This is a genomic window from Chlorobium sp., assembly GCF_049593655.1.
Taxonomy (GTDB): Bacteria; Bacteroidota; Chlorobiia; order Chlorobiales; family Chlorobiaceae; genus Chlorobium.
In genome coordinates this window covers 1-25,599 of record NZ_JBAWHG010000002.1, presented here as the reverse complement: position 1 = coordinate 25,599, position 25,599 = coordinate 1, and the positions used below count along the sequence as shown (strand labels likewise).

Genomic DNA, 25,599 nt, shown 5'->3' with positions numbered 1-25,599 from the left:
CTCTCGAAATTCTGAGGTGTGTTAATGAAACATAGAATGGGCACCCAGTTCCTGACCTGCACATCCTTCTTTAAGTATCCGGGCATAAAAATCCCTGAGCGTGTCGTTCCCGAAGGAAGGCGTCGCAGCACCATCGTACGTTTTCGTTTCCGGGTCGAACACCAGCATCGATTCCGAGGCGTAATACCGTCCTGTTCTGGCGAATTCCGCCTTGTCTTCCAGTGCCGGGAACAGTTTCGATAGCAGGTTCAGCGCCGGAATGGTCAGATCGAAAATTCCGATCGGGATTTTTCTGAACTTCGGTTTCCTTCCCAGCAGTTCAAAAAGCAGTTCCCCCTGTGCTTTTGCAGAGACAGGCTCTCCGGGACCGCCTACGGGAAGGATTCTGTTGCTTTTCGACGGATCTTCAAGGCAGTCTGCCATGAAGCGCGCAAGGTCGGCCTCGCTGATCGGTTTGCACGAGGTAAGCTCTCCATTGCCGAATAGCACATAAGGCTTTCCTTTTTTCACGGCCTCCACCTGTCCGGCCAGGGATTTGAAAAAAGCCGTGGGCCGTACGATCGAATACGTCATACCCGAATCCCGGAGATCATGTTCGAATTTCAGCTTGGCTCTCTGGAACTCAAGCATCGGTTTCTGAACGCAGATCGCCGAGAGCAGGACGAACTGTTTCGCTCCTGCGGTTTTTGCCGCGTCGAGAACGTTGCGGTTTGCCTGGTAGTCGATCATCCAGGAGTCCTTTACCCCGCCGCTGCGTGAGGTCAGGCATGAGATAACGGCATCGAACCGTTCACCGCGCATGCCAGAGCCGACGAGGGATTCGCTGTCGCAGATATTGCCGAAGCGTACCTCGGAACCAGCCAGCTGTCTGCGGGTTTGCCCGGCGGAAACGGACCCGTCAATTCCCGAGCGCTCCCTGGCAAAACTTACCACATCGTATTTTCTTGCAACAAGTTCCTGTGTAACGAATTTTCCGATATATCCTGTAGCTCCGGCGACAAATACCCTCTTTGTCCGTTGAACTGCACTGCTGCCGGAAAAACCTGAAAGAGAACTCAATGGTACCTTGAATTTTATTGGGAAAAGTGCTTCCAGACCCTCACCGATGCTTGCGCATCACTGCAATTGTGCATTCAGTCAGGCTTCTGCTGCGAGGAGTGTTTTCCGATAAATCTGTTCAGCAGCAGAACAACAAGAATTCCTCCGAAAAAAAAGCCTACCGGAGCGATAATGGTCGTGTAATTGAATAAGTCTGTGTGCATGGTGGAGCTGTTGATGATTTTTTTATGGTACCGGATCACGCAGTAAACCGCAGTGAGGAGTATTCCCGCTTCGCCGGTCGGACCCTTCGTGCTTCGCGATGTTCACAGATACATGCCGATGTTCAGTTTTCTGGTGAATGCATGCATCTTGAAATTGGCCAGCCAGACCCAGTTGAGCGGTTTTCCCTGCATCCGCTTTATGATTGCCCTTCCTTTATAGACCTCCTGCTGAAGTTTTATGAAGTTTTCGAGCAGCTTTTCTCCCTGCATGTTCCTTGGCTCGAACATGTAGTGATAGGTGTCGTACCTGTCCCAGTCGCAGTGCCTTATCCTTGGTTTCATCTCTTCAAAGTATGGCGTTCCCGGAAAAGGCGTGACAAGCGAGAATACCGGAAACTCGATCCGGTTCTGCATGATGAAGTCATAGGTTGCCTGGAAACTCTTTTCACTGTCGTCGTCGAAGCCGAACATGAAGTATCCCTGTATGGCGATGCCGTTCCGGTGAAGGTTGTTCACCGCCGTCGCATAGTTCTGGAGGCGGTTGGCGCCCTTGTTCATGCTTTTGATGATGTCGGGGTTGAGCGATTCGAAACCGATGCTCATCAGATCGCATCCCGATCGACCGGCGATTTCCGCCACCTCGGGTTTATGCAGGAAATTCATGGATATGTTCGCGTTCCATCTCACGCCGATCTTCGACATGCCTTCGAGCAGTTCGGTAAAGTATTGGGGCCGGAAACTGATATTGTCGTCCATGAACGAGAAGGTCGCCCTCTTTTTTCCAAGGCGCTCCTGATGGTACTGCATCTCCTCGAGTACGAGATCGATTTCGCGGTACCGGTAACTCTTGCCGTATATGGTGGGTGTGGTGCAGAAATTGCATCCTACAGGGCATCCCTTGGTGGCCAGAACCGGGATGCGCGAACTGTATTTATTGGCATGTTCCGAATTAAGGGCGTAGCTGAAATCCGGACCCCGCATGGTGGTCATCGGCTGCAGCTCGTGCGCCTGATAGAGGGGCCTGGGTGTACCCTGCAGAATATCGCGGGCCAGATCGTCCCATACGGACTCCACCTCGCCGTATACCACGCTGGTGCAGTGCTCTGCGGCTTCTTCCCGCATCATGGTCGGGTGTACGCCGCCGAACACTACGATTTTCTTCTGGGCAAGGGCCCTGTCGCCTATACTGTAGGCCCTCGAGGCATTGAGAGTCCGGAAGGTGATGGCGACAACGTCATAAGCCGAAAAATCTTCAGGAACCGGATCGCCGGTACGTTCATCGATGAGCGTTACGTTAAAAAATTCTCCGGCAAGCGTGGCGACCATGATCAGATTCAGCGGCATGCTGACGCTTCCTGAATCGACCATCATGCTCGTAGAGCTTTTTGGCTGGATGAACAGCCACTTTTTTCTGTTTTTCTTTTCCGCGGCAAGCTGCTTCAGGGATGTTCCAATCACCTCATGAAGTGTCGTCCCTGTGTTTCGGGTGTTTTCTTCGTCCATCCTGTCTGTTCTCTGGTAGTCGTATTTACTGCTGAAATAAATCGCCGGTCATGACACTTCACGATTCGAACCGTTTTCGGATTTCCTTGGTTGGCGTCGCATGGCCTGACAGGGCGGGAGAGCTTCCCCGGTAACCGCCGGCCGTGCTGCTGCCGCCGTAAAGATGCGGATAGGCATTGGCCCCCAGCCTTTTGGTACACTTGCCGACATTTTCGAGATAATCGCCGACAACCCACCAGTGCCCGTCAATGAAGACCTCGAGAAAACGCCCGTAAGCTTTGGCTCCCTGTACGAAAGCTCCCTGCATGTTGTTCATGGGTCAAGCGTGTGTTTAGTTGTTCAATCAGGTTGCGGGGTGCAGGAACGCCCGTTCATCCGGGTATTCTGTTGCCCCATAAGGTGAAATTGCCGCAGGTGTCGGAAGTGATATCCGTGGCGCATTTGTTCAGCGCCATCTGCACCTCGTCAGTCGAGCAATCGAAGCCGCAGGACTTGATGAGTTCCATGCATTTTTCCATCCCGTCGGCGGCCAGCACCCTGTTGCGGAAGATCTCATCCGCCTGCAGCCGCTCGAACAATGCTTTCGATTGGGCTATTGTCATATCGTTACTCCCGGATTGGTTGATTGCATCCTGAGTTCCCGTCGCAAAACCGCAGCGACAGTTCGGACTCTTCAGATTCGTTTGGGCAGGCTTTCCGACGGCGTCTCGTTTTTCGCTCTCCGGCCGGGAAAGATCGTTTGTGGTTGTGATTCGGGCTGTCGGTTCAGGGGCGATGGACGCATCGAGAGATAACCGGATTTTGAAAGTCTTTTTATGTTCACTGCCCTGCAGCGTTTTGAAGGTCATAATCACTTCGTCTTGTTTTTTGGCAGCTCGGGGGCGCCAGACGACGCCTGCGGAAGCCCCTTACATACATGCTTTCAAATTTAAAAAAATATATTACTTTTGTTATAAATATCATAAAAATGATGAAATCATATCGGATCATCAGACTATCTTTCCTGATAACTGATCCTGCGGATGTTGCTTATGCATTGCATGACTCTATATGGATGAGTCTTTTAGCGTATTTTTGGCAGACTCTTCGTGTTTACGGAAGAGAGCGGGTTTCCCGTTCCTTATAGATTCCTTAAGTAAGATTTGTAGTATTTTGTATGCGGGGTTCGGTCATGTATACGATAATGAACCATTCCAGCCATGGTAGCCGGCGGGTTGTGCCTGTCGAAGGGCTGGAACAATCCCGAACGCAGTACGGCGAGGTTATCCGGTCAGGCGATAGACCCGGATGCTATGGTGCGTTTTTCTGTTCCGATCAAATAATCTCCTGCAAAGCATAAACCATTACAGCTATGGCAAACGAAACATCCAGCGAGTACGCAAGCGCAGTCAGCAACCTGATGGAATCGGTTGGCAAGATCGGCCAAATGCAGATTGAGCTGGTGAATAGTGGCATCAGGTCGGCCGCCTCGGCTTTCGAACCGCTGAGCAAAACATCCATCGAGCTTGCCGGTAACGTTGTCAATGCCCTTAACCAGGTATTGCAGAACGTATCGTCGGCAATCGCTCCGAAAAAATAGGAGGCGGCGGCAGTGACTGAAGCGCCTCATGCTCCGGCGCGGGGCGCTTTCCGGCTGATTCTCATCACCATGTAACGTATAACACGCGACCCATGTCCGGATCAGATACTTTGCCCCTTCAGGTTCCTTCCGACGGCATAAAAGGCCTGGCAATGATGGCCCCTGTTGTCGGTCTGCCCTTTCTGCTGCACGCCGTCGGAGGCGCCGTTATTACAGGGATTGGTTTTGCGGCGGTTTCATCTGTCGTAAGCCCCTTTGCCGAAAAATTTCTGCAGGCAGCAAAAGGCTTGATTGCCCAGCCATCCACCGGCTTCGGTAAAGCTCTTCCGGCGCTTCCTGTTCCCGTTGCCATTACGGTTGCCGGAAAAGCGGCGGCCGGCGAAGAGGACGGTACTTCGCCTGCAGATGCGGTCATCATGTGTTGATAATCGCGAGGCGGTATTTGTTTGATCGATAAACGCTTAAAAAAAAGCCATGTCAAGAATTTTATGGATGCAGGCGGTCAAGGGGGCATGGACTTCATACGTGAGAAAGATGAACAGAAGTATGAAGCCGTATAAAATGGAGAATTACCTCTGTCAGGAAATCGATATGGGCATGACGCTTGAGGAGTTTGCCGAGATCGTTTTTATTGAAGGCTTTGTTGCCGGAGAAAAGTATGGCAGGACGCTGACGATAGGAAGCCGGAAATGCGAACCCAAGCTCAACTGATCCGTGAAGATTTCCGGATGGGGGAGATGGCTGAACGGTTTCTATTCTGAAAAGCGGGGTTACGGAAATAAAATTTTTGGAAAGCATCATGTTATCGGATCGCAGAAAAGTGCGGCAGCTGTGGTTTGGCTGGTATTGCATAAAATGGCTGTTGCTTGAGAGAGATTATGTTCACTATCTGTTCACGAGCCGGCAGAGAGAACGGGAGATGTTCTGACGGGGAATTCCTTTCCCGTGACGGGCTGCCGGTTCCGCAGGTTAGTGCAATCCGATATTTTTTAACGGTAAACCAGGACGTCGATATGGGCCAACCTGACACAGCAACGATGATGAAAAGAGCGGCAGGCGTTGCCGGAGGGGCAGCGCTGCTCGCTCCTGTCGCACCACCTCTCCTGCATGGACTTGCCGGTCTGGCCGTGGTGGGACTCGGGATTTTTGCCGCCGGTTCACTTGTTTTCAAGGCCGCCGAAGTGTTTCAGGGTATGGAAAATCCTTTGAAGCCAAAAGGAGAGGAGCCGAAAATACCTTGAGCACGGAATTGCATAACTTCCGGTTTGTCAGGCCTCAGGAGATCCGGACTGTCATATGCATGAACTTCTTCCGCTAAGCTGGATGCGGGTAGACGCTATCCGCCCGGTTTACCGTGACATCACCCTTCCGTTTTCCCGAACCCGCTGGATTACCTGCGCGGATATTCCTCACGGGTATTCAGTGCAGATTCTTTACGAAGACCTCTCATGTTCCTATCCTGACGGGTATGTTTTTCGCGGATGTCCTTCTGCGATAGGGGCCTATTTTTCATCCGCAAATTGCAGCCTCCTGAGGACGGGTGCGGAAGCCGTTCTCGATTTGCATAAGCCGCATATCGAGGGGAAAGCCGTTGCCGGTTCGCTTGCAAAGGGCAAAAAACACGGATTTGTTGAAGAAATATCCTTGCATGAAGCAAACATGCGGCTATTCGGGCAATTCCGGAGCGAGACGAAACACGCAGGGAAACCCCAGCTTCAGCACCTGTTCAGGGATGACCCTGCAGCGGCATGTCGCAGCTTCGTGTTCCGTTCATTTTCCGGGCAGTGGCTGGCGGCTATGACGCTTTCGGAAAGAGGGCCGGCCGCGTTGCATACGGAGCTGATGCTGAGGCACCGGCATGCTCCCGGAGATAGTATGGAATGCCTTGTTGCCGGTATTTTTGAAGTCCTCGAACGCGAAGGCCTGCATGAGTGGAGTCTTGGGGAGGTGCCCTTTCTGATGCCAATGCACCCTTCGCAGGAGCCGCTCACGCCGATGGAGCGGTTTATGGTTTCATTGGCTTCCTGCTGCAAACATGCTTATGACTATGAAGGCCTTTACCGGTTCAAAAACAAGTTTGCTCCCGAATGGCGGACGGTTGCGCTCTGTACCAATTGCACCCCTTCACCGGTCATGCTCGCGGAGCTTGCCCTGGCAATGGGCTTTACGGATCTTCTGGTGCATCAGTCTCTCGACCGGTTGCGGCAATGGATTTTCCCTTCCTGAACAGGCGCGTTTTCTGCCTCGCGTCTTGTGCAAAAGCTTGGCTTTCCCGTGATGACCGGAATCGGCAGCCAATGCGGTGATGATCTCCATCGGCGGGGCGGTGAACGGTACGAACGGTCGCTGAAGATATGGATCGATGCAGGGTCTCTCTGGTATACGCACAACTTTGCCTATCTTTATCTTTCGAGCAAGAAGATTTTTTTCGGGGGAGTCCGTTATGGCCGGCTATTTTAACGACGTTCACTGTCATCTGTTCAACTTCGAGGACGTGCCCTTCTACGCAACCCTGCGGCGCAAGGTCAAGCCTATCGACACGCTGGGCATGCTGGCGGCTTCGCTTGGCATCGTCAACGTGGAACGTTTCAGGAAATTCATCATGTTTTTCGAACTGCCGGTTCAGGCGAACCTGACGGCATTTCTTGCCGAACTTCGCGAGGCCGCGCCAGGGAAAAACCTGCTCCTCACACCGCTGGTGATGGATTTTTTCGACATCAATCCGGAAGCCAAGCCGGTTCATCTTCAGGTTGAGCATCTGCGTGAAGGCATCGCAAAATGCACCACGCTTTCGCCCGGTGACCGGGTGCTGCCGTTTCTCGGTTACGACCTGCGCCGCCTGCGCAGCGGCTCGCTCGACGATTTTTTCCGATACTGGGAAAGCTCCGGAGGGGTCAGTTCCGTCGAAAAACGCTCGAGTCCCGAAGCCCTTGCAAACGGCGATGTGATCGGTATCAAGCTCTATCCCCCCATAGGCTTCAACCCCGATCCATCACGCGAACGCCATGCGGAAATACGCAAACGGTACTGCGACTTCTATCTCTGGTGCATCGAAAGGCGCATTCCCCTGACCGTCCATTGCCAGCACTCATCCTACTCCATGCACAGCGCGAACAGGATCCGGTACTACACGCACCCGCTCAACTGGCAGAAGCTCCTCGGCCGCCCCGGATTCGGGTCGCTCAGCATCAATTTCGCCCACGCCGGCGGATGGGAGGATATGGCTGAATGGCAGGGCACCCTGAAGCCCGGGGTTTCAGGCGGCGAAGCCGCAAAACCTGAATCCATGCCCGGCTCCTGGTCGAAGGTGGTCGTCTCCCTGCTGAAAAAATATCCGAACACCTATGCCGACCTTTCGGCATTCAACTTCGCCTCGCGCTCTGCCCGCAATGCCCTCAAAAAACTGCTCGAGCGGGACGAACGCGACCAGTCCGGCGGCTACCGGCTCAGAAAGAAACTGCTCTGGGGGTCGGACATTCCGATGGCCATACCTGCGAAAGCCTGCAAACAGAAGGGAGTGTCCGCCTACCGGCACCTTTACGGGCGCTTTGCTGAAACCATACTCGGCTGTTCGATAGAACGCCCGGAAGAGGCGCTGCTCGACATGACGGCAACCAATCCCGAAACCTTCCTGTTTCCATCGGCACAGCCATGAGCATCATTCTCCTCGATATAGGCAACGTGATCGTCGATGTCGATTTCCAGCGATTCTGCAGGTCGGTTGCGCGCGACCGGGCGTCGGGCGCGGCACGTATTTTCGAACGTTACTGCACAAGCGAGCTGAAAAACCGTTTCGACCGGGGTCTTGTCGCTCCGTCCGACTATCTCGGCCTGATCGCAGGAGATGCCGACACCCGCTCCATGTCGCCCGGTGAGCTGAAAACCGCATGGCAGGATATTTTTATTCCGAAGCCCGAAGCCGGCGATGCCGTGCGGCGGCTTCGCGAAAACCACACGCTCTGGATCATGAGCGATACCGATCCGCTGCATGTGACCTTTCTTTTCAACCGCTGTCAGGAACTGAAACTGGCCGAGCGGTACTGGTTTTCCTTCGAACACGGTCATCTCAAACGGGAGAAGGAGGCTTTTCAGCAGGTATTGGCTGCCGCCGGCAGGCCGGCAGGGGAGTTTATCCTGATCGACGACCGCCAGGATAACTGCAGGTGTGCGGAAACCTGCGGCATCCGGACAATCCTTTTCAGAAACTGGCCCGAGGCGCTCGAACGGCTGAAGGACTTATAACTGGTAGCAACGTCACCTCATGCTCTCCATCACCCCTTCCATACAGATACCCGACAGCGAGATCGAGCTGCACGCCATGCGTTCCCAGGGCGCGGGAGGACAGCATGTCAACAAGGTCGAAACCGCCGTTCATCTGCGCTTCGATATCGGGTGCTCCTCTCTTCCCGAAGCCTGCAGGGAGCGCCTTCTGCAGCTGAAAGACAGGAGGATCACCTCCGAAGGCGTCATCGTCATCAAGGCGCAGCGCTACCGCAGTCAGGAGAAGAACCGGGAGGATGCGCTGCTTCGCCTGCAGGAGCTGCTGCAGCGGGCAATGCATGTTCCGGTAAAAAGAAAGCCGACAAAACCGACCAGGAGCTCCAGGGAAAAAAGGCTGGAGAGCAAGACAAGGCGCTCGAAGCTCAAAGCGACGAGACGCGGCGCGATCGATGAGGGGGATCGGTAGGAGATTATGGATTGGAGGGAATGGGGGGGGGCGCGTGTGGAGCCGGGTTGTCACCCGCCGTTACGTTATGTCGCCCCGATGGGGCTTTGAAGAAGGGATGGTGGGCCGTTGTGTGTCTACCGATATGGCACCCCTACGGGGTTTGAAGAGAAGATTGTATACCGGTGTCAAGTCCCGTAGGGACGGCATGTCGGTAGCGCAGGGTGAAACCCTGGGAGCCGTAGGGACGATATATCGGTAGCGCGGGAATCGGGAAGAGATTTTCGATAGGAAGGGAACGGTTGTATGAAAAATTCCGGGATCAGTCATGGGAGTTCCACAGGTCCCATGGGTCCTATTCGTCCCATCAGTCCCATTTTCCAGCCCCTGGGCATGTCGGCAGAGCGGAGGGTCTCCCCCCAAAGGGAAACCGGAGGGACGGCAAGCCGTCCCTCCGGTGGTATCCTACATAACCGAAACGGATTTTTTCACGTTTCCGGCAACAAGCACCCGGCTGTTGTCGAGCTGCGCTTTCATCACTGAAATCTCAGCCAGCAGGTTGGCTTTTTCCCGTCTTGAGAGTCCGGGTTCCGGCTTCGAGGCCGAAAGCGCGGCAAGCGGATTGACCGGCTTGCCGTTATGGATCATGCGGAAATCGAGGTGCGGGCCGGTTGAACTTCCCGTCGAGCCCACATAGCCGATAACCTCTCCCTGGCGGATCCTGCCGCCGTTGGCGGCTTTCGGGCTGTAGCGGCTCAGGTGCAGGTACTGGCTGTGGTATCCTCCCGGATGCTTCAGGGTAAGCATGTTGCCGGCTCCGCCTTTGCGGCCTCTGAAAATCACGGTTCCGTCAGCGACAGCTTTTACCGGAGTGCCGGATCGTGCGGCCATATCCACCCCGCCATGGAAGTGGCGCGTTCTGCGGATAGGATGAATCCTGTAGCCGTAGCCGCTTGAAATTCGTGAATAACTGCAGGGCTGAACGAACTGCGCGGTTCTTTCTGATGCCTCGAGCGCATTGCCCTTCTCGTCGTAATACCCGGTTTTGCCGTTAGAATCGGTGTACCGGTATGCGGTGTAGCTCTTTTTGTTTACCGAAATTTCGGCGGCAATGATTTTGCCGGTGCTGATAAATTCATCATCGAGCCATTTCTCTTCGAAGAGCAGGCGGAAGTCCGAGCCGGGCTTGATGTCACGCTTGAAGTTCAGGCGTCCGGCAAACAGTTTTCGTACCGGGCGCATCAGTCCGGAACGTTCCCTTTGGGCAAGTTCCGAAGAGAGGGTTTTCGACACCGACCCTTCGATGGAGGCGAGGCGGTTTTCATATTCCTTGGCGTCGCGTCGCACCCTCAGCTCTCCGCTGCCGTTTTCCCGTTCGATATGTATGGTTACGGCGCGGTCCTGAAAATAGGTGAATCGCTGAAAAATGCCGGCGCCGCTTTTTTCGATTTCATAATTCTGGCCGGGACGGAACCCCCGGATCGAGAACCTGCCCTTGAGCTGACCGGCAATGGCGTCGACATCCGCCGGAGTGAGGCCGTTCGAGGTGAGAATGGTGTAGAGCGACTGACCGGGCTGTACGGTTTTTTTGTCTATGGAGGGTTTTCTGATTTCGGATGCATCCTCGATAACGACATAATCGTCATCGCCGGTAAAGCCGAGTTCATCGATATAGGTGCCGGGTTCGGAGCTGAAGATGGTGAAAATGAAAAAGATCATGACAAGGGATGCCGCGGAAAAAGGAAGCCAGAACGAGCGTTCGGCGCGGCTCAGATACTCTTTAAGCTGTACGGCTGCAGCTGTCAGGAACGGTTTGAGTGTTTTCATACGTAAGCGTTTTCATGTACGGCATTCAGCAGTAGCGTTATTCATCGGGTAAAGGCTTCCAAGTTAAGCATATGTTTTCAGAAAAATAATTTAATTACTTTCCGGTTACGCTGTAAAGGGGATTTTTTCTTCCGGAAGGTATGTTATCATTGCTTTCCCGGCTCGTTCCGGGAGTGATGCGCCACCTGAAAATGCAAAACCATGTCTCTTTCCAGCAGCTTCATACCGGAAATCGACCGCTATTGCGACCGGTGGTGCGAGCGTTGTCCGTTTACGTCGCGCTGCCGTCACTACCATCTTGAACAGCACCAGTCGCCGCAGGTCGCTTCCGGCGAATCCGATATTTTCAACGCGGAATTCTGGATGCAGATGCAGCGCGGGCTCGCCGCGGCCGTGCATCGCATAAGCCTGCAGGCCGCCGCCCAGCCATTGACGCCTGGGGTCGCAGACCTTTACCCGCACCGTTCCGCCCGTGAGCACCCCTGTTCCCTGAGTGCGCTCGAATATGCAGGGATGCTCGACCAGTGGAAAAGTTCCGACAGAATATGGCCACCCCTTCCCGAAGAAGCCGGAGAAATAATCCGGCAATATCACTATTTTCTCTATCCGAAACTGGTTCGGGCCATCGAAGTCGGCCTGACTTCCGACTCTGGCCTGCCGGTCGGAGAGGCCGCAGACGGAACGGCCAAAACGGTGCTGATCGCCATCGACCGTTCTCTTGCAGCATGGGGGATCGTCTACCAGGCATATCCCCGCTATGAGGACGATGTGCTTCCGCTGCTCCTCCATCTCGACCGACTCCGCAAATCGGTGGAGGTACTGTTTCCTGCAGCGAGAGCTTTTCACCGTCCCGGTCTGGACGATTGACTTTTTTACAATAAACGATGTTTACCATGCTGAAAACCAATGAACCCGCTCTTGTTGAATTTCTTCTGCAATGCCAGCCCGGTCAGCCGAGAACCAGAGGCAACTGGGAGGTCGATCACCAGGGAAATCCGTTTCTTCTGCCCTCCATCGGGGGGATAACCCTCAACGTGCAGGTCGGCGATCCGGCATTCGGCTGGGCAGGCGACCACATCGAGCCCGGAGTGAGCTGCACGGCCGATACCCAGAAGCCGTTCGAGCATCCCAATATCGGGCTGCAGCTCTATTCCTGTGTCGGCAACAGCGCAACCATAACGGCCGGCGAGGCGAAAGGGGAGTGCGGCACGGTTATCGGCCATCACGGAGGCTCCGAACATCTCATCGTGGAATTTCCCCGCGCCGTCAAGGAAAAACTTACCTACGCCGATACCATCATGATTCGCGCCAAAGGACAGGGGCTGAAACTGCTCGATTATCCGTCGGTCGCGCTCTTCAATCTCGATCCCTCACTTCTCGAAAAACTGAAGATCAGGGAGGCGAAGGACGGCGTGCTCGAAGTTCCCGTCACAACCATCGTTCCTGCAGTCTGCATGGGTTCCGGAATCGGTTCCGCCCACGTGGCCAAGGGAGATTACGATATCATGACCAGCGATGCCGAAACGGTCAGGGAGTACGGCATCGACAAAATACGTTTCGGCGATTTTGTCGCCCTTCTCGACCACGACAACCGTTACGGCAGGGCTTACCGGAAAGGCTCCGTATCGATCGGCATCGTGGTGCACAGCGACTGTCTCGAAGCAGGTCACGGCCCGGGCGTAACCACCATCATGACCTGTGCGGAACCCGTCATCAGGCCGGTTATCGATTCCGGCGCAAACATCGCCGATCTGCTCGGTATCGGCACGGCGCTCTCCGGAGCGAAAGCCTGAAGAAACGGTGACTCATGGTGCAAAAAAAAGGCCCCCTTCAAGGGAGCCTTTTTTTTCCTGCTGAAGAAGCCGGACCGCCTTGTTTACATGGTCACGGCGGTGATGACATATTTGCCGCCGATGTGTTCGCCCGAACGGCTCGTCTTGCTGAAGTCGAGGTCCATTGCAACGCCGCCCAAAGTTGCCGAGCTCCTTGCGATACCGTTCAGAGGCACGGTTATCGATGAAGCCGATTCCTTGTCGCTGGTTACCTTCGCATTGGAGATGCCGATTGTCGAACTGTCTCTTGTCAGCGTGTCGCCGCCTTCAGGTATCGTTATGCTCACTCCGGCTTCGCCGTTTTCCGAAAATCCCCTTACCGCCCAGACGTTCGGAATTGTTACGGTGGTGAGGGTGCCGTCAAGTTCCAGCTTCGCTTCCTTCAGGTTTTTACCGTCAAGCTCGCTGTTGTTGCTCACCACGCCGTTCCAGGCTACATCCATTGTGTTGGAGCCTTCATCGACAGTGAGGCTTTCGGGTGTGGCGAAATTCAGGGTCAGCTTCGAGTAGTAGTGCAGAATGATGAAGTCGGGCACATTGACCACGACGTCGGCAGTACCTTTGGTTGATGCTCCGGCCGGGGGTAAAGCGACTACCGCTTCTGCTGCAGGGGATGTTGCTGCGATGATTGCTGCTCCAACGAGCGCTTTTCTGATGTTGTTGATGATGGTCATGGCGGGGGTCCTCCCTGTTGTTGTTGTATTCTGTTGATGTTTGTTTTCTATGTTTTTTTACTGTTTCTGATAATGATTAAACAATAACCGTGCCAGAATGGAATTATCCTGGATAAATCCAATCCATTTATATGGTAACATATTTTTAAAATGCGACTTATCGCGTTTCACCGGAAGAATGCGAAACCATTTTTTTATGGGCGGTGAAACGTATCGGTCTGTCGTGAATTGATACGATTGCGTTGTATTGCCGAGTCAACCGTATCGGAATGTCCTCCTTGCGGCGCGGGAATTTTTCCTGTCGGCACATTGTTTTTTAAAGTACCCTCAATGAAAGGAATGCGGCTTTTTAACCTTTAACGGAGATGCTGCCATGTCACTGAAACTTTACGGAAGAGACCCGCTGAAGATGTTCGAGGATGTTTTCAACGACAAGGTGTCGCCCTTCTTTTCTTCGATGATAACGCCTTCGTTCAGGGTCGATATCAGCGAGGACGAAAAGGCGATCTATGTTTCTGCCGATATGCCCGGCATGAAAAAAGAGGACGTCAAGGTCTCGATGGAAGACGATGTGCTGTGCATCAGCGCGGAACGCAAGCAGGAGGAGGAGGAGAAGAAAAAAGGGTATCACCGTATCGAGAGGAGCTGGGGAAGCATGAGCAGAAGCTTTTCGGTCGGCGATAACGTAGACGGTGAAACTATCGAAGCCGCCTACGACAACGGGGTGCTGAAAATAACGCTTCCGAAAAAAGAGTCCGAGCCGAAAAAAGGCAAGGAGATCGAGGTGAAGTGAGCCTCTCTGAAAAGCACTGCAATGAAAAACCCCCCGGAATCCGGAGGGTTTTTCTGTTTTCTGCGGACGAACGACCGATCAGCAGTTGCGCACCGTCGATGAGGTACGGTCCTTGATGGTGGTTTCGTCGAAGGCATCCCAGTCGTGCTCGTCGTGCTCGCGCTGGTAGCCGGCCTCTTTCAGACCGAAGCTCATGTCGGCAACCATTTCCGGGCGGAGCTCCTTCAGGTTCTTCACCTCTTCCTGGGTAAGAATCCTCGACTTGTCGAAGCCGAGATCGATCTCGATCTTGCGGTTCTTGGTCTTCACGCGGTCGATATCGTAAAAACGCTTCGTAATGGTGGTCTGTGCGAACGCTTTCAGACATCCGAGCATGTATTTGCGTACATAGGGATCCTTGATCCACGGATAACCGAAGAAGGTCTTGCGCGCGTAGAAACGTGCATAGGACTTCAGCACGCCCTTGAGCACATCCTCGCGCTCCATGTTGTCCGGCTTGATGATGGGCGACACGAAGTTGTACTTCGAATAGTCGCGCACCTCCACCCTGTCGCCGAGCTCCTTGAAGAGATCGGAGAATGGCCATGGCGTGTAGATGGTCCAGTTGGCCATATCGGGATCCCAGTCCTTGCAGAGCTGGTAGGTCTCCTCGATGGTTTCCGGAGTCTCGTGTTCGAGGCCCATCACGAACTGGGCTTCGGCCACGATGCCGTTTTTCTGGAGCAGCTTGATGGCGAACTTGTTCTCTTCGATGGTGGTCTCCTTGCGGAAACGGTTCAGGTTCATCTGGCTTGCCGCTTCGGTGCCGAGCGAGACGTGCACCAGGCCGGCCTTCCGGAAGAACGGCAGCAGATCGGCGTCACGCATGATGTCGGTCACGCGGGTGTTGATGCCCCAGGTCACGCCGAGCTTGCGGTCGATAAGCTCCTGGCAGAGGGCAACGAACTTCTGTTTGTTGATGGTCGGTTCCTCGTCGGCGAGAATGAAGAAGCCGACATTGTATTTCTTGACCAGGATTTCGATCTCATCGACGAAATGCTTCGGGCTTCGGGCGCGGTAACGGCGCCAGAACTGCCACTGCGAGCAGAAGGTACAGGTAAAGGGGCAGCCTCTTGCGAAGTTCGGTACCGCAAGACGGCAGTTGAGCGGAGTATAGATATACTTGTCCCAGTCGTAAAGGCTCCAGTCGGGTGTCAGGGTGTCGAGGTCCTCGATGACCGGATGGGCTGCGGTGGCGAACACCTTGCCCTCCTCGTCGTTGTAGGCGATGCCGGTAATGTCGCCGCGGACCTCCCGGTCGTTTCCTGCCGCGATGGCCTTGACCAGGTTTACGGCAACCTCTTCGCCTTCACCGCGGATGACGTAATCGGTTTCCGGCGCTTCGGTCAGTACCTGTGGATACATGAAGGTCGAATGAATACCGCCCATGATGGTTCTGATCTTCGGATCCACCTTCTTGGCGATTTTCATGATGTCCTGCGCCTTGAATATGGAGGGCGTGATGTTGGTCGCCATAACGATATCCGGCTTGTTCTTCCGGATAATTTCCTCAATCTGGTCATCCGGGAGGTCGTCGGCCATGGCGTCAACAAAACGAATTTGCTCGAACCCTGCCTTTTTCAGGGCGCCACCGATATAGGCTACCCAGCTTGGCGTCCAGTTACCGGCAATTTCAGCTCCACCTGAATGATAATTAGGCTGAATCATCAGTATTTTCATCGGTATCCACCCTCCAGATATGTGTGTTTTTTACAAAAATAGGGAAAGCTGCGGTGAAACATACCTAACCCGTGATGTTTCAATAAAAAATCCCTGAACAACCAATTTACGATTTATTTATAACATTGTCATACGGTTTTCTTCATCCGTTTACCGGCGCGAGGTGTTCATCAGCATGGTGTGGTAGAACCCGAAGCTGACCTTTTCGCTGTTTTTCACCGTCATCCTGTTTTCCGTCATGGCTTTCTGCATCTCTTCGCCCCGGATCATCTGAATGGTTGTCCTGCGCTCTTTTTTCGGGAAGTAGCCGCCGAGCCAGTGCTGGAAGGCGAGGATGTTGTTGTAGGGCGCATAGGTGAAGATCACCGGCCCTTTCGTCAGATTGCTCAGGTTTCCGAACGCCTGCCGGAACCCTTCCGCCGGATAGTGGATGAGCACATCGAAACAGACGACCGCGTCGTACGTGCCTTTGACCGACTCGATGGTGTTGACCTCGAAATCGATGTTTCCGGCCACTCCCGCTTTCGTTGCATCCGCCTTCGATTTCTCCACCATCTGCGACGCGATATCGACAGCCTTCACCCTGTAGCCTGCTTTGGCGAGCCTTATGCTGAACAGTCCGGTTCCGCAGCCCGCATCGAGCACGGTAGCTCCCTGGGGGAGATTGAGCTGCTGCAGCCATTCGAACGCCCGGTCCATCATGACAGCATGTCCCTGTCGGACGGTGTTGCGTACGGTTGAGAGTTTGTCGTCTCCGTAAATCGAGGCCCAGCGCTGGAAGCCCTGGCCGTTGAAATACGAGCGAAGCATTTTTTTGTGTTCTTCGGCATTGAAAGAGGAGCTGCTCATGTTTCGGTTTTTGACGTTGAAAGTAGTGTTACTGTGTATCCGGTTCACTCATGGGTGTTCCCGATTCCCTCAACCCTCGACTCGAGATCTTCGTACAGCCGCTGAAGATCCTCGATGGTTTTTTCGTCGGTGTTCCAGAAACCCCGGGCGTTCGCTTCCAGAAGCCGTCTGGTCATGGCGGTTACGGCATGGATATTCAGTTCGGTCAGCCGTTCAAGCATTTCAGGGTTCTGCAGGAACGTTTCGTTGAACTGCCGGTAGGTCCAGTCGCCTACCGCCGATGCCGTGGCGCTCCATCCGTAGGTATTGCCGAGGTGCGACTCTATCTCTCTCACCCCTTCATAGCCATGCTCCAGCATGGCGTCATACCACTTCGGATTGAGCAGTTTCGTGCGGGCTTCCAGCGCCACCATTTTTTCCAGTGTGCTGATCCGCTGTTTCGTTCCGAATCCGTTGACATCCCCAACGAGGATATCGGGCTTCGAACCGCTCAGATGTTCGACTGTTTTGGAAACCCCGCCAAGATACTCATAATAATGATCAATATCAGAAATCCCGATTTCATAACTGTCGATATTCTGGAAGGTCAGGGTGACGTTGCGCAGCGCCGAACGGAAGGCTTCGGGGCACTCCTGCCAGTTTCCGTCCTCCGTGACGGCAAAGCTTTTGCGGCTCAGGAACGCATCGGCAAGCTGCTCTTCCTCCTCCCACGAACTGCTTTCCACCAGATGATTGACGTTGGCGCCGTAGCTGCCGGGAGCGTTTGAAAATACCCTGTTCGAGGCTTCCGAAAAAGAGCAGTTTTTCTCCTCCATCTCCCGGAGCACATGTTTGCGGATGTAGTTCATCTCCTCCGGCTCATCAGCCGCCGCAGCCATTCTTGCCGCCCTGTCGAGCAGCCTTACCTGGGGTGCGAGCAGATCCCTGAAGATGCCGCTGATGGTGATAACCACATCGATGCGCGGTCTGCCAAGCTCCGCCAGGGGGATAAGGGCAACATCGCTGGTTTTGCCCAGTTCGTCGTTTTTTGGCTCGGCTCCCAGCAGCGCCATCGCCTGGGCTATGCCTTCGCCGTCGCTCTTGAGGTTGTCGGTTCCCCAGAGCACCATCGCGATGGATTCGGGCATGCAGCCGTTTGTGTTACGGTACTCTTCGAGCACGGCATCCGCGGCCGCCCTGCCCGCCTGGCGAGCGAACGCCGAGGGGATGCTGTAGGGGTCGAGGCTGTGGATGTTGCGTCCGGTCGGAACGATATCGGGATTGCGCACCAGGTCGTTGCCCGGAGACGGCGCCGTGTACCCTCCTGAAAGCGCGCGGAGCACCGCATGCAGCTCGTTGTTTTCGGCAAGGTTGCCGAGCACGACGTCGAGAAAATGCCAGAACTTCTGCATCTCTCCGCTTCTGATGCCGGTTTTCCGGTTCAGATAGCTGTCGGCTTCCGATATTCTTACCGGGAGGCTCCCTTCGAGGATACTCCGGATATCCGGACCGTTTTCCGAAGTCGGTGCTGAAAGGTGGCTGGTAAAGATCCTGACAGCCTCCCTGCAGGTCGCCAGAATATCCTGCCACTCCAGCATGTCGCTGTGGTTCTCTCCGATGCCGTCAACAAGCTGCCGGTAGTCGCGGTTTTTATGGCGGCAGATCAGTTCGGGCAGCGAACGGTTGTCGAGTTCCGGGCGGGTGTGGCATGCAAGCAGTGCGAGATGATCGACGAGGCTTTCTATCGAAGGGGCTTCGCCCATGACATGCAGGCCCAGGGGAATCATGCGCTCCTCGACAAGGTAGAGCTCTCCCGAGAGCCCGGCAAGATACTCATCCCGGTTCTCCGTCGATTTGCCGCTGCCGATTTCCAGTTCGGCCGCCAGTGCGGCGATCTCTTCGAAAATTTCCTCCTGCGGATGCTTTCCGGCTGCCGCCAGAAGCTCTTTCAGGCGGCGCAGTCCCTTGTAGAGCCCGGCATGTTCGAGCGGCGGGGAGAGGTAGCTGATGAGGGTGGCAAGCCCCCGGCGTTTGGCGATGGCTCCCTCGCTCGGATTGTTGACGCAGTAGCAGTAGAAGTTCGGCAGGTTGCCGATCAGCCGTTTCGGCCAGCACTCCCTCGAAAGTCCGGCCTGCTTGCCGGGCATGAACTCCAGCGCTCCGTGCGTGCCGAAATGCAGCACCGCATCGGCATCGAAACAGCGTTCGAGCCAGGTGTAGAATGCGGCGAACGCGTGGTTCGGCGCCGCGTCCTTCGCCATGAGGAGGCGCATCGGATCGCGCTCGTAGCCGAACGAAGGCTGCTGGCCTACAAAGATGTTGCCGAACGAGCAGCCGAGTATATGGAATCCGTTGCGGTCGGAGAGTATCTCTCCGGGAGCGTCGCCCCAGAACGGCTCGATGGCGGTGTATGCCGGAAAAAGCTTCCGGTACTCTTCGGTAGCAAGGTGGGCCTCCACGTTGCCGTCCGTACCGTAAATCAGCCGGTTGCCTTCGAGCAGGCGCTCCCTGAGATCTTCGACACTTTCGGGCAGTTCCACATGGTAGCCGCGCTCCTTCATCTCGCGCAGCAGGCGCAGGAGGCTTTCGAAAACGTTGAGATAGGCCGCAGTACCGGCATTGCCGAGATTCGGGGGGAAATTGAAGAGCACGATGGCGATTTTCTTCCCGGCCGGGGGCTTTGCGCGCAGCCTGAGAAACCGGTCGATTCTTCCGGTGATGGCGCTGATCTCCCGTTCGAGAGGGATGGTGCAGTCGTTGCCCGTTCCGGCATACACGTGAGGCTCTATGGTGCCGTCAAGCTCCGGAACCGCCACCGACAGCGCCGTCTGCAGCGGCGTGAGGCCGAGGCTGTTCTCCTTCCACTGCTCGATGGGCTGGAAGGAGAGCGGTATGAGGTTATAGCAGGGCACATCGAGTTTTTTCAGGGCCTCGATGGCCTCCTTCGCCTTGTTTTCCGCCGGGCCGCCCACCAGAGAAAAACCGGTCGCATTGACCAGGAGCTGGGGCTTCAGGTTGTCGGGTTTTTCCGGATCGAAAAACTGATCGAGCGCCGGGCGGCAATCGAGGCCTCCGCTGTAGGCGATGCAGGAGGCTATGCCCTGCGATTCCAGTTCAGCGACAAGGTGTTCCAGATGCAGCATGTTCCGGCTCAGCACGGTCGAGCGCATGGCCAGAATGGCTACCGGGCCTTTTTTCAATGCCGGCTTGTGCTTGTGCTGCCAATCCCTGAAGGCCTTTGCCGAAAAGAAGGGTTCGGCGGCTTCCGGATGGCAGAGCGCGGCGTCCGGGTAAAACACGGCGTCCTCCTGCGGCAGCTTTCCTTTCCAGCCCGGAACGTAGCGGTCGGCTATGAGGCTCAGAAAGCGCTCCATGTTCTCGCGCGATCCGTTCAGCCAGAACTGGTGCGCCGCGATGAAGGTATGCATATCCCTGGCCCTGCCGGGGAGGTGCTTCATGATTTTTCCGATATTCCGGGCAAGGGCGAGCTGCCTCTGGGTTTCGCCGTGGCTCTGCTTCGGCTTGAGCTTCTTCGCCCACTGCCGGAAAATTCCCGGTTCTTTTTCCCCTTCATCTCCCGACTTGCGCATCGAGAACTTTCCGAGCCTGGTTCGGGTGAGCAGGGCCGGGTTGCTCGTAATGATGCATATCGGGCAGGATGCCTGATCAAGAAGCAGTTCAAGCGGCCGGACGATCTCTTCGCTGAAGAGCATCGAGCCGAAAATGAAATCGGCGGTCCGGAACGTTTTTTCCAGTTTTTCCCACTGGAGGCTGTCGTGCTGGAGGCCAAGGTTGAACATCGAAACTTCGATGCCGGTATCGAACTTCCGGTTCAGCCGCTCCGCAGCGCTTTTCAGGGCGCTGTTGTTGGTGGCCTCCATCGTAAGGAACACAAAATGCATAAGGTCAACCTTTATTTAAAGGGCTGTTTTTCATGAAAATGCTACAGGAAAACATGCCTCTTTTCCGCAGTGTGCTCACCGCGGCGCTTCAGGTTTCGTGCATTGAGGACTGAGATGCACGCGACCTGTGGAAGGTTGGCGATTTAAATCAGAAGGACGGGATTCTGCTGGAGAAGGTTGCGGGGCAGTATCGCTGGCGCCTGCGGAAGCTGGTGCGGCGTGCAGCAGAAAGCGGCGGCGGCAAATGCGTATACAGCGCCACGGTGCGCGCAATGCTCCGCCTGGAAAATGGAGAGTTTCTCGACACTGTTTTTTGGGGGGGTATCGGAAAAGGCGTGCAGGAGTCTTGTGTGGTGGAGCTCATGGCTCGATGAGAGCCAGCCGTTGCAGCTGCCGTTTCCCTGAAGCTGCGATCGGGATTTCAGTTTGGAGTTGAGATTTGTCGTCTTGGCGCAGACGTTGAAACCAACCACCGAGATTGCGAAAAAAAGCGCTATCTCGAAAAAACGCCAGACACTCCGCGATATGTTGCTTCTGCCTGCCTGCATAAGTACCTTTTGCTTAATATAGCAAACGGATTGCTGAAAACGAAAACGCAGGAGCCTCTCCGTTCTCCCCGGAAAAGGAAAAGGCACGGTGCCGGTGCAGCGTGCCTTTTCCCTGATTGTCCTGATCGCATGGGTTGCCCCTTCGCATAAGGAAGGGGCGTCACGTTCCGGTCAGATTTCGATGCCTTCCAGACGGTCTTCGAGGTCGCTGTAGATCTCCTGCAGTTTCTCGATCATGTCGGGGTCGGCGCTCCACATGCCGCGCCCGCTGGCTTCGAGCATGCGACCGACGATGTTCTTGAACGCTTTCGGGTTGACCTTCATCAGCCGTTCCCGCATTTTCGGATCCATGGCATAGGTCTGGGCGGCTTCCTTGTAGACCCAGTCGTCGACGCCCTTGGTGACGGCGTCCCAGCCAAGCATGTAGGTAAAGCGGTTGCTGATTTCCGTTGCGCCGCTGTGGCCCTGTTCGAGCATGGTTTCGAACCATTTCGGGTTGAGCAGCTTGGTGCGGAACTCCACCTTCAGCGCCTTGTCGGCGTCGTCGATTTTCACGTCGGCCGTAAAGGTCTCCACATAGTTCAGTTTCACGTTGTCGCCTTTCGGGTTGCGGCGGCGTGCGGAAAGCTGCAGTGCTCCCGACGAGGAGAAGTAGCGGTCGATATCGGAAATGCCGAACTCCGCCGAATCGACCTGCTGCACCACACGGTCCACCGTGCCGAGCAGCCCTTTGAGAATGTCGGTCTGCTGGTCGCCGTAGCGGTTGCCGCCGTAGGCGAAGCCGGTACGCTTGACGAACATGTTGTCGAGATCCTCTTCCGACTCCCATGCGGAATCCTCCACCAGCTCCTCAACCTGCGAACCGTAGGCTCCCGGAGCCTGGGTGAAGAGGCGCGAGGTGGCGCTTTCGAAGTCCTTGCCTTCGGCGATGGCAGCGTCCACATGCTTTCTGATGTGGTTCATTTCGTGCGGCTCTATGGCTTTGGCCGCGTCCTTGACCAGTTTGTCGAGATGATCGACCAGCACGCCGAAGGTGTCGCGGAAGATCGAGCTGATCTGGATAAGCACGTCGATTCGCGGTCTGCCGAGCCTTTCGAGCGGAATGAGCTGGTAGTGGCTGATCTTGCCCTGGGCGTCGTAGGCCGGTTCGGCCCCCATCAGGTGGATGATGACGGCTACCGCCTCACCCTTGCTCTTGATGGTGTCCAGGCCCCAGAGCACCTGCGCGATGGTTTCGGGATACTCGCCGCTGTTCTCCTCGCAGTGCCGTCTGATGATGGTCTCGGCAATCTGTTTGCCGCGCTTGAAGGCCAGTTCCGAAGGAATGCGCCAGGGATCGATGGCGTGGATGTTGCGTCCGGTCGGCAGAATGCCCGCGCCGTCGCGCACCAGATCGCCGCCCGGTCCCGAAGGGAGGTACTCGCCCCGGAGAGCCGAGAGGAGGCTTTTCATTTCGTTGCTGTTGTCCTGAAGGGCCACGCGCATGGCATTGCCCTCCTTCAGCGATGCGTTGACCGCTTCGGCATGCTCCTGCGAGAGTTTCGCTCCGCCGGTCAGCACGCCGAACACCGTGGTCGGGTTCGAATTGCCGAAAATGGTCTGTCCGATGAACTCCCTGGTGAGGTCGTCAACCTTTTCGCGCACCTTCATGGCCGCCTCCTCGCCCTTGCGGGCGCGGGTCGCCAGAGAGGCGTAATCGCCGTAAGTCTGGCTTTCGCCGATGGCGTGCAGAATGACCGAAGGGAGCGACTTTTCGTTGCCGCGCACCTTCAGGTACTCGATGATGGTGGTAATCTGGCTGTCCGGCAGCGGGGTCTGGCCGAACACATGCAGTGAATTGGATATCAGGCGGCTTTCCAGCTCGATCAGGTAGGTATAGAGCCTGCTGATGAAGCTGGTGAAGGTTTCGCCCTCCACGCGCGGGCAGTCGTCGGTAAGATTGAGCTGCGCGGCTTTTTCGATGATGGCCTCCTCGGTTTCCACGTCCACGATCTTTTCGAGGCCGCGTTCACGGTAGTCGTGCAGCATGTCCTTGAAGGCGGGCAGCTCCTTGTAGAGACCGGCGCGGGAAAGGGGAGGAATGTTGTGCGAAATCATGGTGGCGTAACCGCGGCGCTTGGCGATGTTCGCCTCGCTCGGGTTGTTGACCGGATAGATATAGAAGTGCGGCACCTCGCCGAGCAGCGCGTCCGACCAGCAGTCGCCGGTAACGCCGAGCTGGAGGCCGGGCATCCACTCCGCGGTGCCGTGCATGCCCACGTGGATCAGGGCGTTCGCCCCGAACTCGCGGCTGATCCAGCGGTAGAAAGAGATATACTGGTGGTGCGGCGTGTTCTCCTTGTCGAAGAGCAGGCGCATGGGATCGCCCTGTATGCCGAGGCGCGGCTGTACGCCGATAAATATCTTGCCGAGTCGGAGCCCGCCGATAAAGAGCCTGTCGGTGCCCACCGGAACGATGTCGCCGGGGAATCCGCTCCAGCGGCCCTCGATGCGCTCCCGCTCGCGATCGCTGGTGATCCGGTTATAGGTTTCGCGGTCGATCGAGAAGTTGTCCGCCTCGTGCGCCTGGATTTCGTAATCGGTCGCACGGTCGAGCATGGCCAGAAGCGCTTCGGGAGACTCCGGCAGTTCGCCGGTATCGTACCCTTCGCTCTTCAGGCGTTCGAGCATTGTATAGATGCTTTTCGGCACGTCGAGCAGTGCGGCGCTTGCCTTTTTGCCCATGCCCGGAGGATAGTCGTATACCACGAACGCAACCTTCTTGTCTTTGTTCTGAAGGGAGCGCAGGTCGGAAAATTTCTTTGCGATGCCCGAAAGCCGTTCGAGACGGTCGGGTACGGTCTGCAGGCGGCCATCCTTTACCGCGCCGAGCACCACCGGGCATACCGCGCCGTCCATTTCAGGCAGCGAGTAGGTCATGGCCGACTGCAGCGGCACGACGCCCTGCGATTTCCAGGAGTTGAAATCCTGGATGAAGAGCGGCTGGGAAACCACGTACGGAGCGTTGATCTTGCCCAGAATCTCGTCGCGCGCCGCATTCGATGCTCCCGGCGTGGTTGCGCCCGCGGGGCCGCCGACGAAGCCGAAGCCCATCATGTTGATCAGCATGTCGGGGTTGGCGTGGGTGAACCATTCGCGCGCCGCGACGTGCCCCTCCACACCCATCACGAACACCGGCAGGGGGTTGAGTCCCTTCTGTTCGATGGCGCGGATGGTGTTGTCGATATATTCCTTTTCCTGCAGGAGGTGCTTGCGGAAGAAGAGCATGGCGATGTTGCGCTTTTTCGATGCGCCCTTGTCGTGCTTGTGCAGCCACTTCTCGTAGTGGTGAAGATCTTTCAGGTACTCCGGAGCGTCCGGATGGTAGAAGCCCATGGTGGGCACCTCCTGAACTTTTTCGGCTTTTATGCCGACCTCGAAATACTCGGCCATGATGTAGTTGAACATCGAGGCGAGATTTTCGGTGGTAGGATGCATCCAGTAGGTGTACACCTGCATCCAGTTCTTGAAATCCTTTGCTTTTTTCGGGATCAGGGGCAGCATGGTGCGCATGATCTTGAGCAGCTTCATGTAGCCGTACAGCGCATCCTCGTCGCGTCCCTTCACCAGCATTTTCGCCACTTTCTTTACGATATCGGGCATGCCGCTGCCATCACCCGACACCACATAGTTGCCGACCTTCGTCATCTGCATGACCTCGGGCATCGACTCGTAGGCAAAAATCGTTTTTACCTGCGACTGCTCAATCTGCTGCTGCAGCCAGTCAGCCTGACCCTTGAACTGAATCAGGGTCGTGAAAATACAGTCGGCATTGCGGATCGATTCTGCAGTTTCAGGGTTCTGGTGTTCCAGATCCTGATCGGTCCATTGGGCAAGTTCCGCGTGAGCGCCTATTTTTTCCTTGACCTCACGCCATACCCGCTGGTTGCATTGCTCCATCCCGACAATAGCGGCGATTCTGATTTTATCGTGCATAGGATAACAAAGATGTGCTGTGATTGTGTTTTTCCAGGATTGGGAAATGTAAGAAAATCCTCCGATGAATGCTAACGGCAATTCAATCAGCAGTCGGTAGCCGGTAGTCGGTATTTCAGTCCCGTTAGGGACGGCATGTCGGTAGAAACGGGGCCTCTCCCGAAATATGGGTTTTGCGGGTGTGTCGCCGGGTTGACACCCGTCGTTACCGATATGTCGCCCCGATGGGGCTTTGAAGAGGGAGGGGATGGCGGGTTGCTGTGTCTACCGATATGGCACCCCTCCGGGGTTTGAAGAGAAGACGGCATGCCGGTATTTCAGTCCCGTAGGGACGGTATGTCGGTAGCGCAGGGTGAAACCCAGGGAGCCGCAGGGACGATATATCGGTAGAAATGGGGTACCCCCCCGAATATGGGTTTTGCGGGTGTGTCGCCGGGTTGACACCCGTCGTTACCGATATGTCGCTCCTCCGGAGCTTGAAGAGGGAGGGG

Annotated in this window: 23 protein-coding genes; 11 read left to right on the top strand and 12 right to left on the bottom strand. The window is 55.6% G+C overall.

The annotated features are described in order from the left end of the window. Positions 1-21: 21 nt before the first annotated feature. The 5 genes from WBP50_RS00255 to WBP50_RS00235 form a co-directional block, all read right to left on the bottom strand. Positions 22-1,059 (bottom strand): NAD(P)-dependent oxidoreductase, encoded by a 1,038-nt coding sequence (locus WBP50_RS00255; protein ID WP_423931055.1) that lies wholly within the window; start codon positions 1,057-1,059, stop codon positions 22-24. 74 nt (positions 1,060-1,133) lie between these two features. Continuing rightward, complete coding sequence (locus WBP50_RS00250; protein ID WP_423931054.1) at positions 1,134-1,262, bottom strand: hypothetical protein; 129 nt, start codon at positions 1,260-1,262, stop codon at positions 1,134-1,136. Between the two features lie 102 nt (positions 1,263-1,364). Continuing rightward, positions 1,365-2,765, bottom strand: a complete 1,401-nt coding sequence (locus WBP50_RS00245) for a B12-binding domain-containing radical SAM protein (RefSeq protein ID WP_423931053.1) — start codon at positions 2,763-2,765, stop codon at positions 1,365-1,367. Between the two features lie 58 nt (positions 2,766-2,823). Next, entirely contained in the window at positions 2,824-3,081 is a 258-nt protein-coding gene (locus tag WBP50_RS00240) for a bacteriochlorophyll c-binding family protein (protein WP_423931052.1), read from the bottom strand. Between the two features lie 55 nt (positions 3,082-3,136). Continuing rightward, the gene (locus tag WBP50_RS00235) at positions 3,137-3,367 is read right to left on the bottom strand and encodes a Nif11 family protein (RefSeq protein WP_423931051.1); all 231 of its coding nucleotides are present in this window, start codon (positions 3,365-3,367) and stop codon (positions 3,137-3,139) included. Between the two features lie 749 nt (positions 3,368-4,116). On the opposite strand from WBP50_RS00235, the gene WBP50_RS00230 reads away from it, so the two are divergent. The 8 genes from WBP50_RS00230 (at position 4,117) to arfB (ending at position 9,031) form a co-directional block, all read left to right on the top strand. Next, positions 4,117-4,344, top strand: coding sequence for a chlorosome envelope protein B (locus tag WBP50_RS00230; RefSeq protein ID WP_423931050.1), 228 nt, complete (start codon positions 4,117-4,119; stop codon positions 4,342-4,344). Between the two features lie 152 nt (positions 4,345-4,496). Beyond that, positions 4,497-4,769, top strand: a complete 273-nt coding sequence (locus tag WBP50_RS00225; protein ID WP_423931049.1) for a hypothetical protein — start codon at positions 4,497-4,499, stop codon at positions 4,767-4,769. 49 nt (positions 4,770-4,818) lie between these two features. Next, positions 4,819-5,055 carry a hypothetical protein gene (locus WBP50_RS00220; RefSeq protein ID WP_423931048.1) on the top strand — a complete coding sequence of 79 codons (237 nt, stop codon included), beginning with the start codon at positions 4,819-4,821 and terminating at the stop codon, positions 5,053-5,055. Positions 5,056-5,357: 302 nt separating this feature from the next. Beyond that, positions 5,358-5,585: a hypothetical protein gene (locus tag WBP50_RS00215; RefSeq protein WP_423931047.1), complete on the top strand. Its 228-nt coding sequence runs from the start codon at positions 5,358-5,360 to the stop codon at positions 5,583-5,585. 55 nt (positions 5,586-5,640) lie between these two features. Further along, complete coding sequence (locus tag WBP50_RS00210) at positions 5,641-6,570, top strand: phosphatidylglycerol lysyltransferase domain-containing protein (RefSeq protein ID WP_423931046.1); 930 nt, start codon at positions 5,641-5,643, stop codon at positions 6,568-6,570. A gap of 217 nt (positions 6,571-6,787) precedes the next feature. After that, the gene (locus WBP50_RS00205) at positions 6,788-7,999 is read left to right on the top strand and encodes a hypothetical protein (RefSeq protein WP_423931045.1); all 1,212 of its coding nucleotides are present in this window, start codon (positions 6,788-6,790) and stop codon (positions 7,997-7,999) included. Further along, on the top strand, positions 7,996-8,586 hold the full coding sequence (locus tag WBP50_RS00200; RefSeq protein ID WP_423931044.1) for a haloacid dehalogenase: 591 nt from the start codon (positions 7,996-7,998) through the stop codon (positions 8,584-8,586). Before WBP50_RS00205 ends, WBP50_RS00200 begins: the two co-directional genes overlap by 4 nt. A 19-nt stretch (positions 8,587-8,605) precedes the next feature. Beyond that, positions 8,606-9,031: an alternative ribosome rescue aminoacyl-tRNA hydrolase ArfB gene (gene arfB / locus WBP50_RS00195; RefSeq protein WP_423931043.1), complete on the top strand. Its 426-nt coding sequence runs from the start codon at positions 8,606-8,608 to the stop codon at positions 9,029-9,031. Between the two features lie 444 nt (positions 9,032-9,475). Here arfB and WBP50_RS00190 read toward each other — a convergent pair whose 3' ends face one another. Continuing rightward, on the bottom strand, positions 9,476-10,837 hold the full coding sequence (locus WBP50_RS00190) for a M23 family metallopeptidase (protein WP_423931042.1): 1,362 nt from the start codon (positions 10,835-10,837) through the stop codon (positions 9,476-9,478). Positions 10,838-11,038: 201 nt separating this feature from the next. Here WBP50_RS00190 and WBP50_RS00185 point away from each other — a divergent pair, with 201 nt between their 5' ends. Further along, on the top strand, positions 11,039-11,704 hold the full coding sequence (locus WBP50_RS00185) for a hypothetical protein (protein WP_423931041.1): 666 nt from the start codon (positions 11,039-11,041) through the stop codon (positions 11,702-11,704). A 26-nt stretch (positions 11,705-11,730) separates the two neighbouring features. Continuing rightward, positions 11,731-12,630 carry a DUF4438 domain-containing protein gene (locus tag WBP50_RS00180; RefSeq protein WP_423931040.1) on the top strand — a complete coding sequence of 300 codons (900 nt, stop codon included), beginning with the start codon at positions 11,731-11,733 and terminating at the stop codon, positions 12,628-12,630. 83 nt (positions 12,631-12,713) lie between these two features. Here WBP50_RS00180 and WBP50_RS00175 read toward each other — a convergent pair whose 3' ends face one another. Further along, complete coding sequence (locus WBP50_RS00175; RefSeq protein WP_423931039.1) at positions 12,714-13,343, bottom strand: hypothetical protein; 630 nt, start codon at positions 13,341-13,343, stop codon at positions 12,714-12,716. Between the two features lie 373 nt (positions 13,344-13,716). Between WBP50_RS00175 and WBP50_RS00170 the strand changes: the two genes are divergently transcribed. Next, complete coding sequence (locus WBP50_RS00170) at positions 13,717-14,136, top strand: Hsp20/alpha crystallin family protein (RefSeq protein WP_423931038.1); 420 nt, start codon at positions 13,717-13,719, stop codon at positions 14,134-14,136. A gap of 78 nt (positions 14,137-14,214) precedes the next feature. On the opposite strand, the gene bchE is transcribed toward WBP50_RS00170, so the two are convergent. The 5 genes from bchE to bchH all read right to left on the bottom strand — a co-directional run bounded on the left by bchE (position 14,215) and on the right by bchH (position 25,108). After that, positions 14,215-15,855, bottom strand: a complete 1,641-nt coding sequence (gene bchE / locus WBP50_RS00165; protein ID WP_423931037.1) for a magnesium-protoporphyrin IX monomethyl ester anaerobic oxidative cyclase — start codon at positions 15,853-15,855, stop codon at positions 14,215-14,217. A gap of 150 nt (positions 15,856-16,005) precedes the next feature. After that, positions 16,006-16,704 (bottom strand): magnesium protoporphyrin IX methyltransferase, encoded by a 699-nt coding sequence (gene bchM, locus WBP50_RS00160; RefSeq protein WP_423931036.1) that lies wholly within the window; start codon positions 16,702-16,704, stop codon positions 16,006-16,008. 44 nt (positions 16,705-16,748) lie between these two features. Beyond that, positions 16,749-20,585: a magnesium chelatase subunit H gene (locus tag WBP50_RS00155; RefSeq protein WP_423931035.1), complete on the bottom strand. Its 3,837-nt coding sequence runs from the start codon at positions 20,583-20,585 to the stop codon at positions 16,749-16,751. Between the two features lie 143 nt (positions 20,586-20,728). Beyond that, a complete protein-coding gene (locus WBP50_RS00150; RefSeq protein WP_423931034.1) occupies positions 20,729-21,133 on the bottom strand; it encodes a hypothetical protein in 405 nt (134 codons plus the stop codon). Positions 21,134-21,304: 171 nt separating this feature from the next. Next, a complete protein-coding gene (bchH, locus tag WBP50_RS00145; protein WP_423931033.1) occupies positions 21,305-25,108 on the bottom strand; it encodes a magnesium chelatase subunit H in 3,804 nt (1,267 codons plus the stop codon). Positions 25,109-25,599: the final 491 nt, after the last annotated feature.

Excerpts from the sequence above, each read along its gene's own strand:
- WBP50_RS00155 (WP_423931035.1), bottom strand. The coding sequence starts at position 20,585 with ATGCATTTTGTGTTCCTTACGATGGAGGCCACCAACAACAGCGCCCTG.
- WBP50_RS00180 (WP_423931040.1), top strand. The coding sequence starts at position 11,731 with ATGCTGAAAACCAATGAACCCGCTCTTGTTGAATTTCTTCTGCAATGC.
- bchM (WP_423931036.1), bottom strand. The coding sequence starts at position 16,704 with ATGAGCAGCTCCTCTTTCAATGCCGAAGAACACAAAAAAATGCTTCGC.
- WBP50_RS00220 (WP_423931048.1), top strand. The coding sequence starts at position 4,819 with ATGTCAAGAATTTTATGGATGCAGGCGGTCAAGGGGGCATGGACTTCA.
- WBP50_RS00225 (WP_423931049.1), top strand. The coding sequence starts at position 4,497 with ATGATGGCCCCTGTTGTCGGTCTGCCCTTTCTGCTGCACGCCGTCGGA.
- WBP50_RS00170 (WP_423931038.1), top strand. The coding sequence starts at position 13,717 with ATGTCACTGAAACTTTACGGAAGAGACCCGCTGAAGATGTTCGAGGAT.
- WBP50_RS00230 (WP_423931050.1), top strand. The coding sequence starts at position 4,117 with ATGGCAAACGAAACATCCAGCGAGTACGCAAGCGCAGTCAGCAACCTG.
- WBP50_RS00245 (WP_423931053.1), bottom strand. The coding sequence starts at position 2,765 with ATGGACGAAGAAAACACCCGAAACACAGGGACGACACTTCATGAGGTG.
- bchE (WP_423931037.1), bottom strand. The coding sequence starts at position 15,855 with ATGAAAATACTGATGATTCAGCCTAATTATCATTCAGGTGGAGCTGAA.
- arfB (WP_423931043.1), top strand. The coding sequence starts at position 8,606 with ATGCTCTCCATCACCCCTTCCATACAGATACCCGACAGCGAGATCGAG.
- bchH (WP_423931033.1), bottom strand. The coding sequence starts at position 25,108 with ATGCACGATAAAATCAGAATCGCCGCTATTGTCGGGATGGAGCAATGC.
- WBP50_RS00250 (WP_423931054.1), bottom strand. The coding sequence starts at position 1,262 with ATGCACACAGACTTATTCAATTACACGACCATTATCGCTCCGGTAGGC.
- WBP50_RS00205 (WP_423931045.1), top strand. The coding sequence starts at position 6,788 with ATGGCCGGCTATTTTAACGACGTTCACTGTCATCTGTTCAACTTCGAG.
- WBP50_RS00150 (WP_423931034.1), bottom strand. The coding sequence starts at position 21,133 with ATGCAGGCAGGCAGAAGCAACATATCGCGGAGTGTCTGGCGTTTTTTC.
- WBP50_RS00190 (WP_423931042.1), bottom strand. The coding sequence starts at position 10,837 with ATGAAAACACTCAAACCGTTCCTGACAGCTGCAGCCGTACAGCTTAAA.
- WBP50_RS00210 (WP_423931046.1), top strand. The coding sequence starts at position 5,641 with ATGCATGAACTTCTTCCGCTAAGCTGGATGCGGGTAGACGCTATCCGC.
- WBP50_RS00185 (WP_423931041.1), top strand. The coding sequence starts at position 11,039 with ATGTCTCTTTCCAGCAGCTTCATACCGGAAATCGACCGCTATTGCGAC.
- WBP50_RS00175 (WP_423931039.1), bottom strand. The coding sequence starts at position 13,343 with ATGACCATCATCAACAACATCAGAAAAGCGCTCGTTGGAGCAGCAATC.
- WBP50_RS00200 (WP_423931044.1), top strand. The coding sequence starts at position 7,996 with ATGAGCATCATTCTCCTCGATATAGGCAACGTGATCGTCGATGTCGAT.
- WBP50_RS00240 (WP_423931052.1), bottom strand. The coding sequence starts at position 3,081 with ATGAACAACATGCAGGGAGCTTTCGTACAGGGAGCCAAAGCTTACGGG.
- WBP50_RS00235 (WP_423931051.1), bottom strand. The coding sequence starts at position 3,367 with ATGACAATAGCCCAATCGAAAGCATTGTTCGAGCGGCTGCAGGCGGAT.
- WBP50_RS00215 (WP_423931047.1), top strand. The coding sequence starts at position 5,358 with ATGGGCCAACCTGACACAGCAACGATGATGAAAAGAGCGGCAGGCGTT.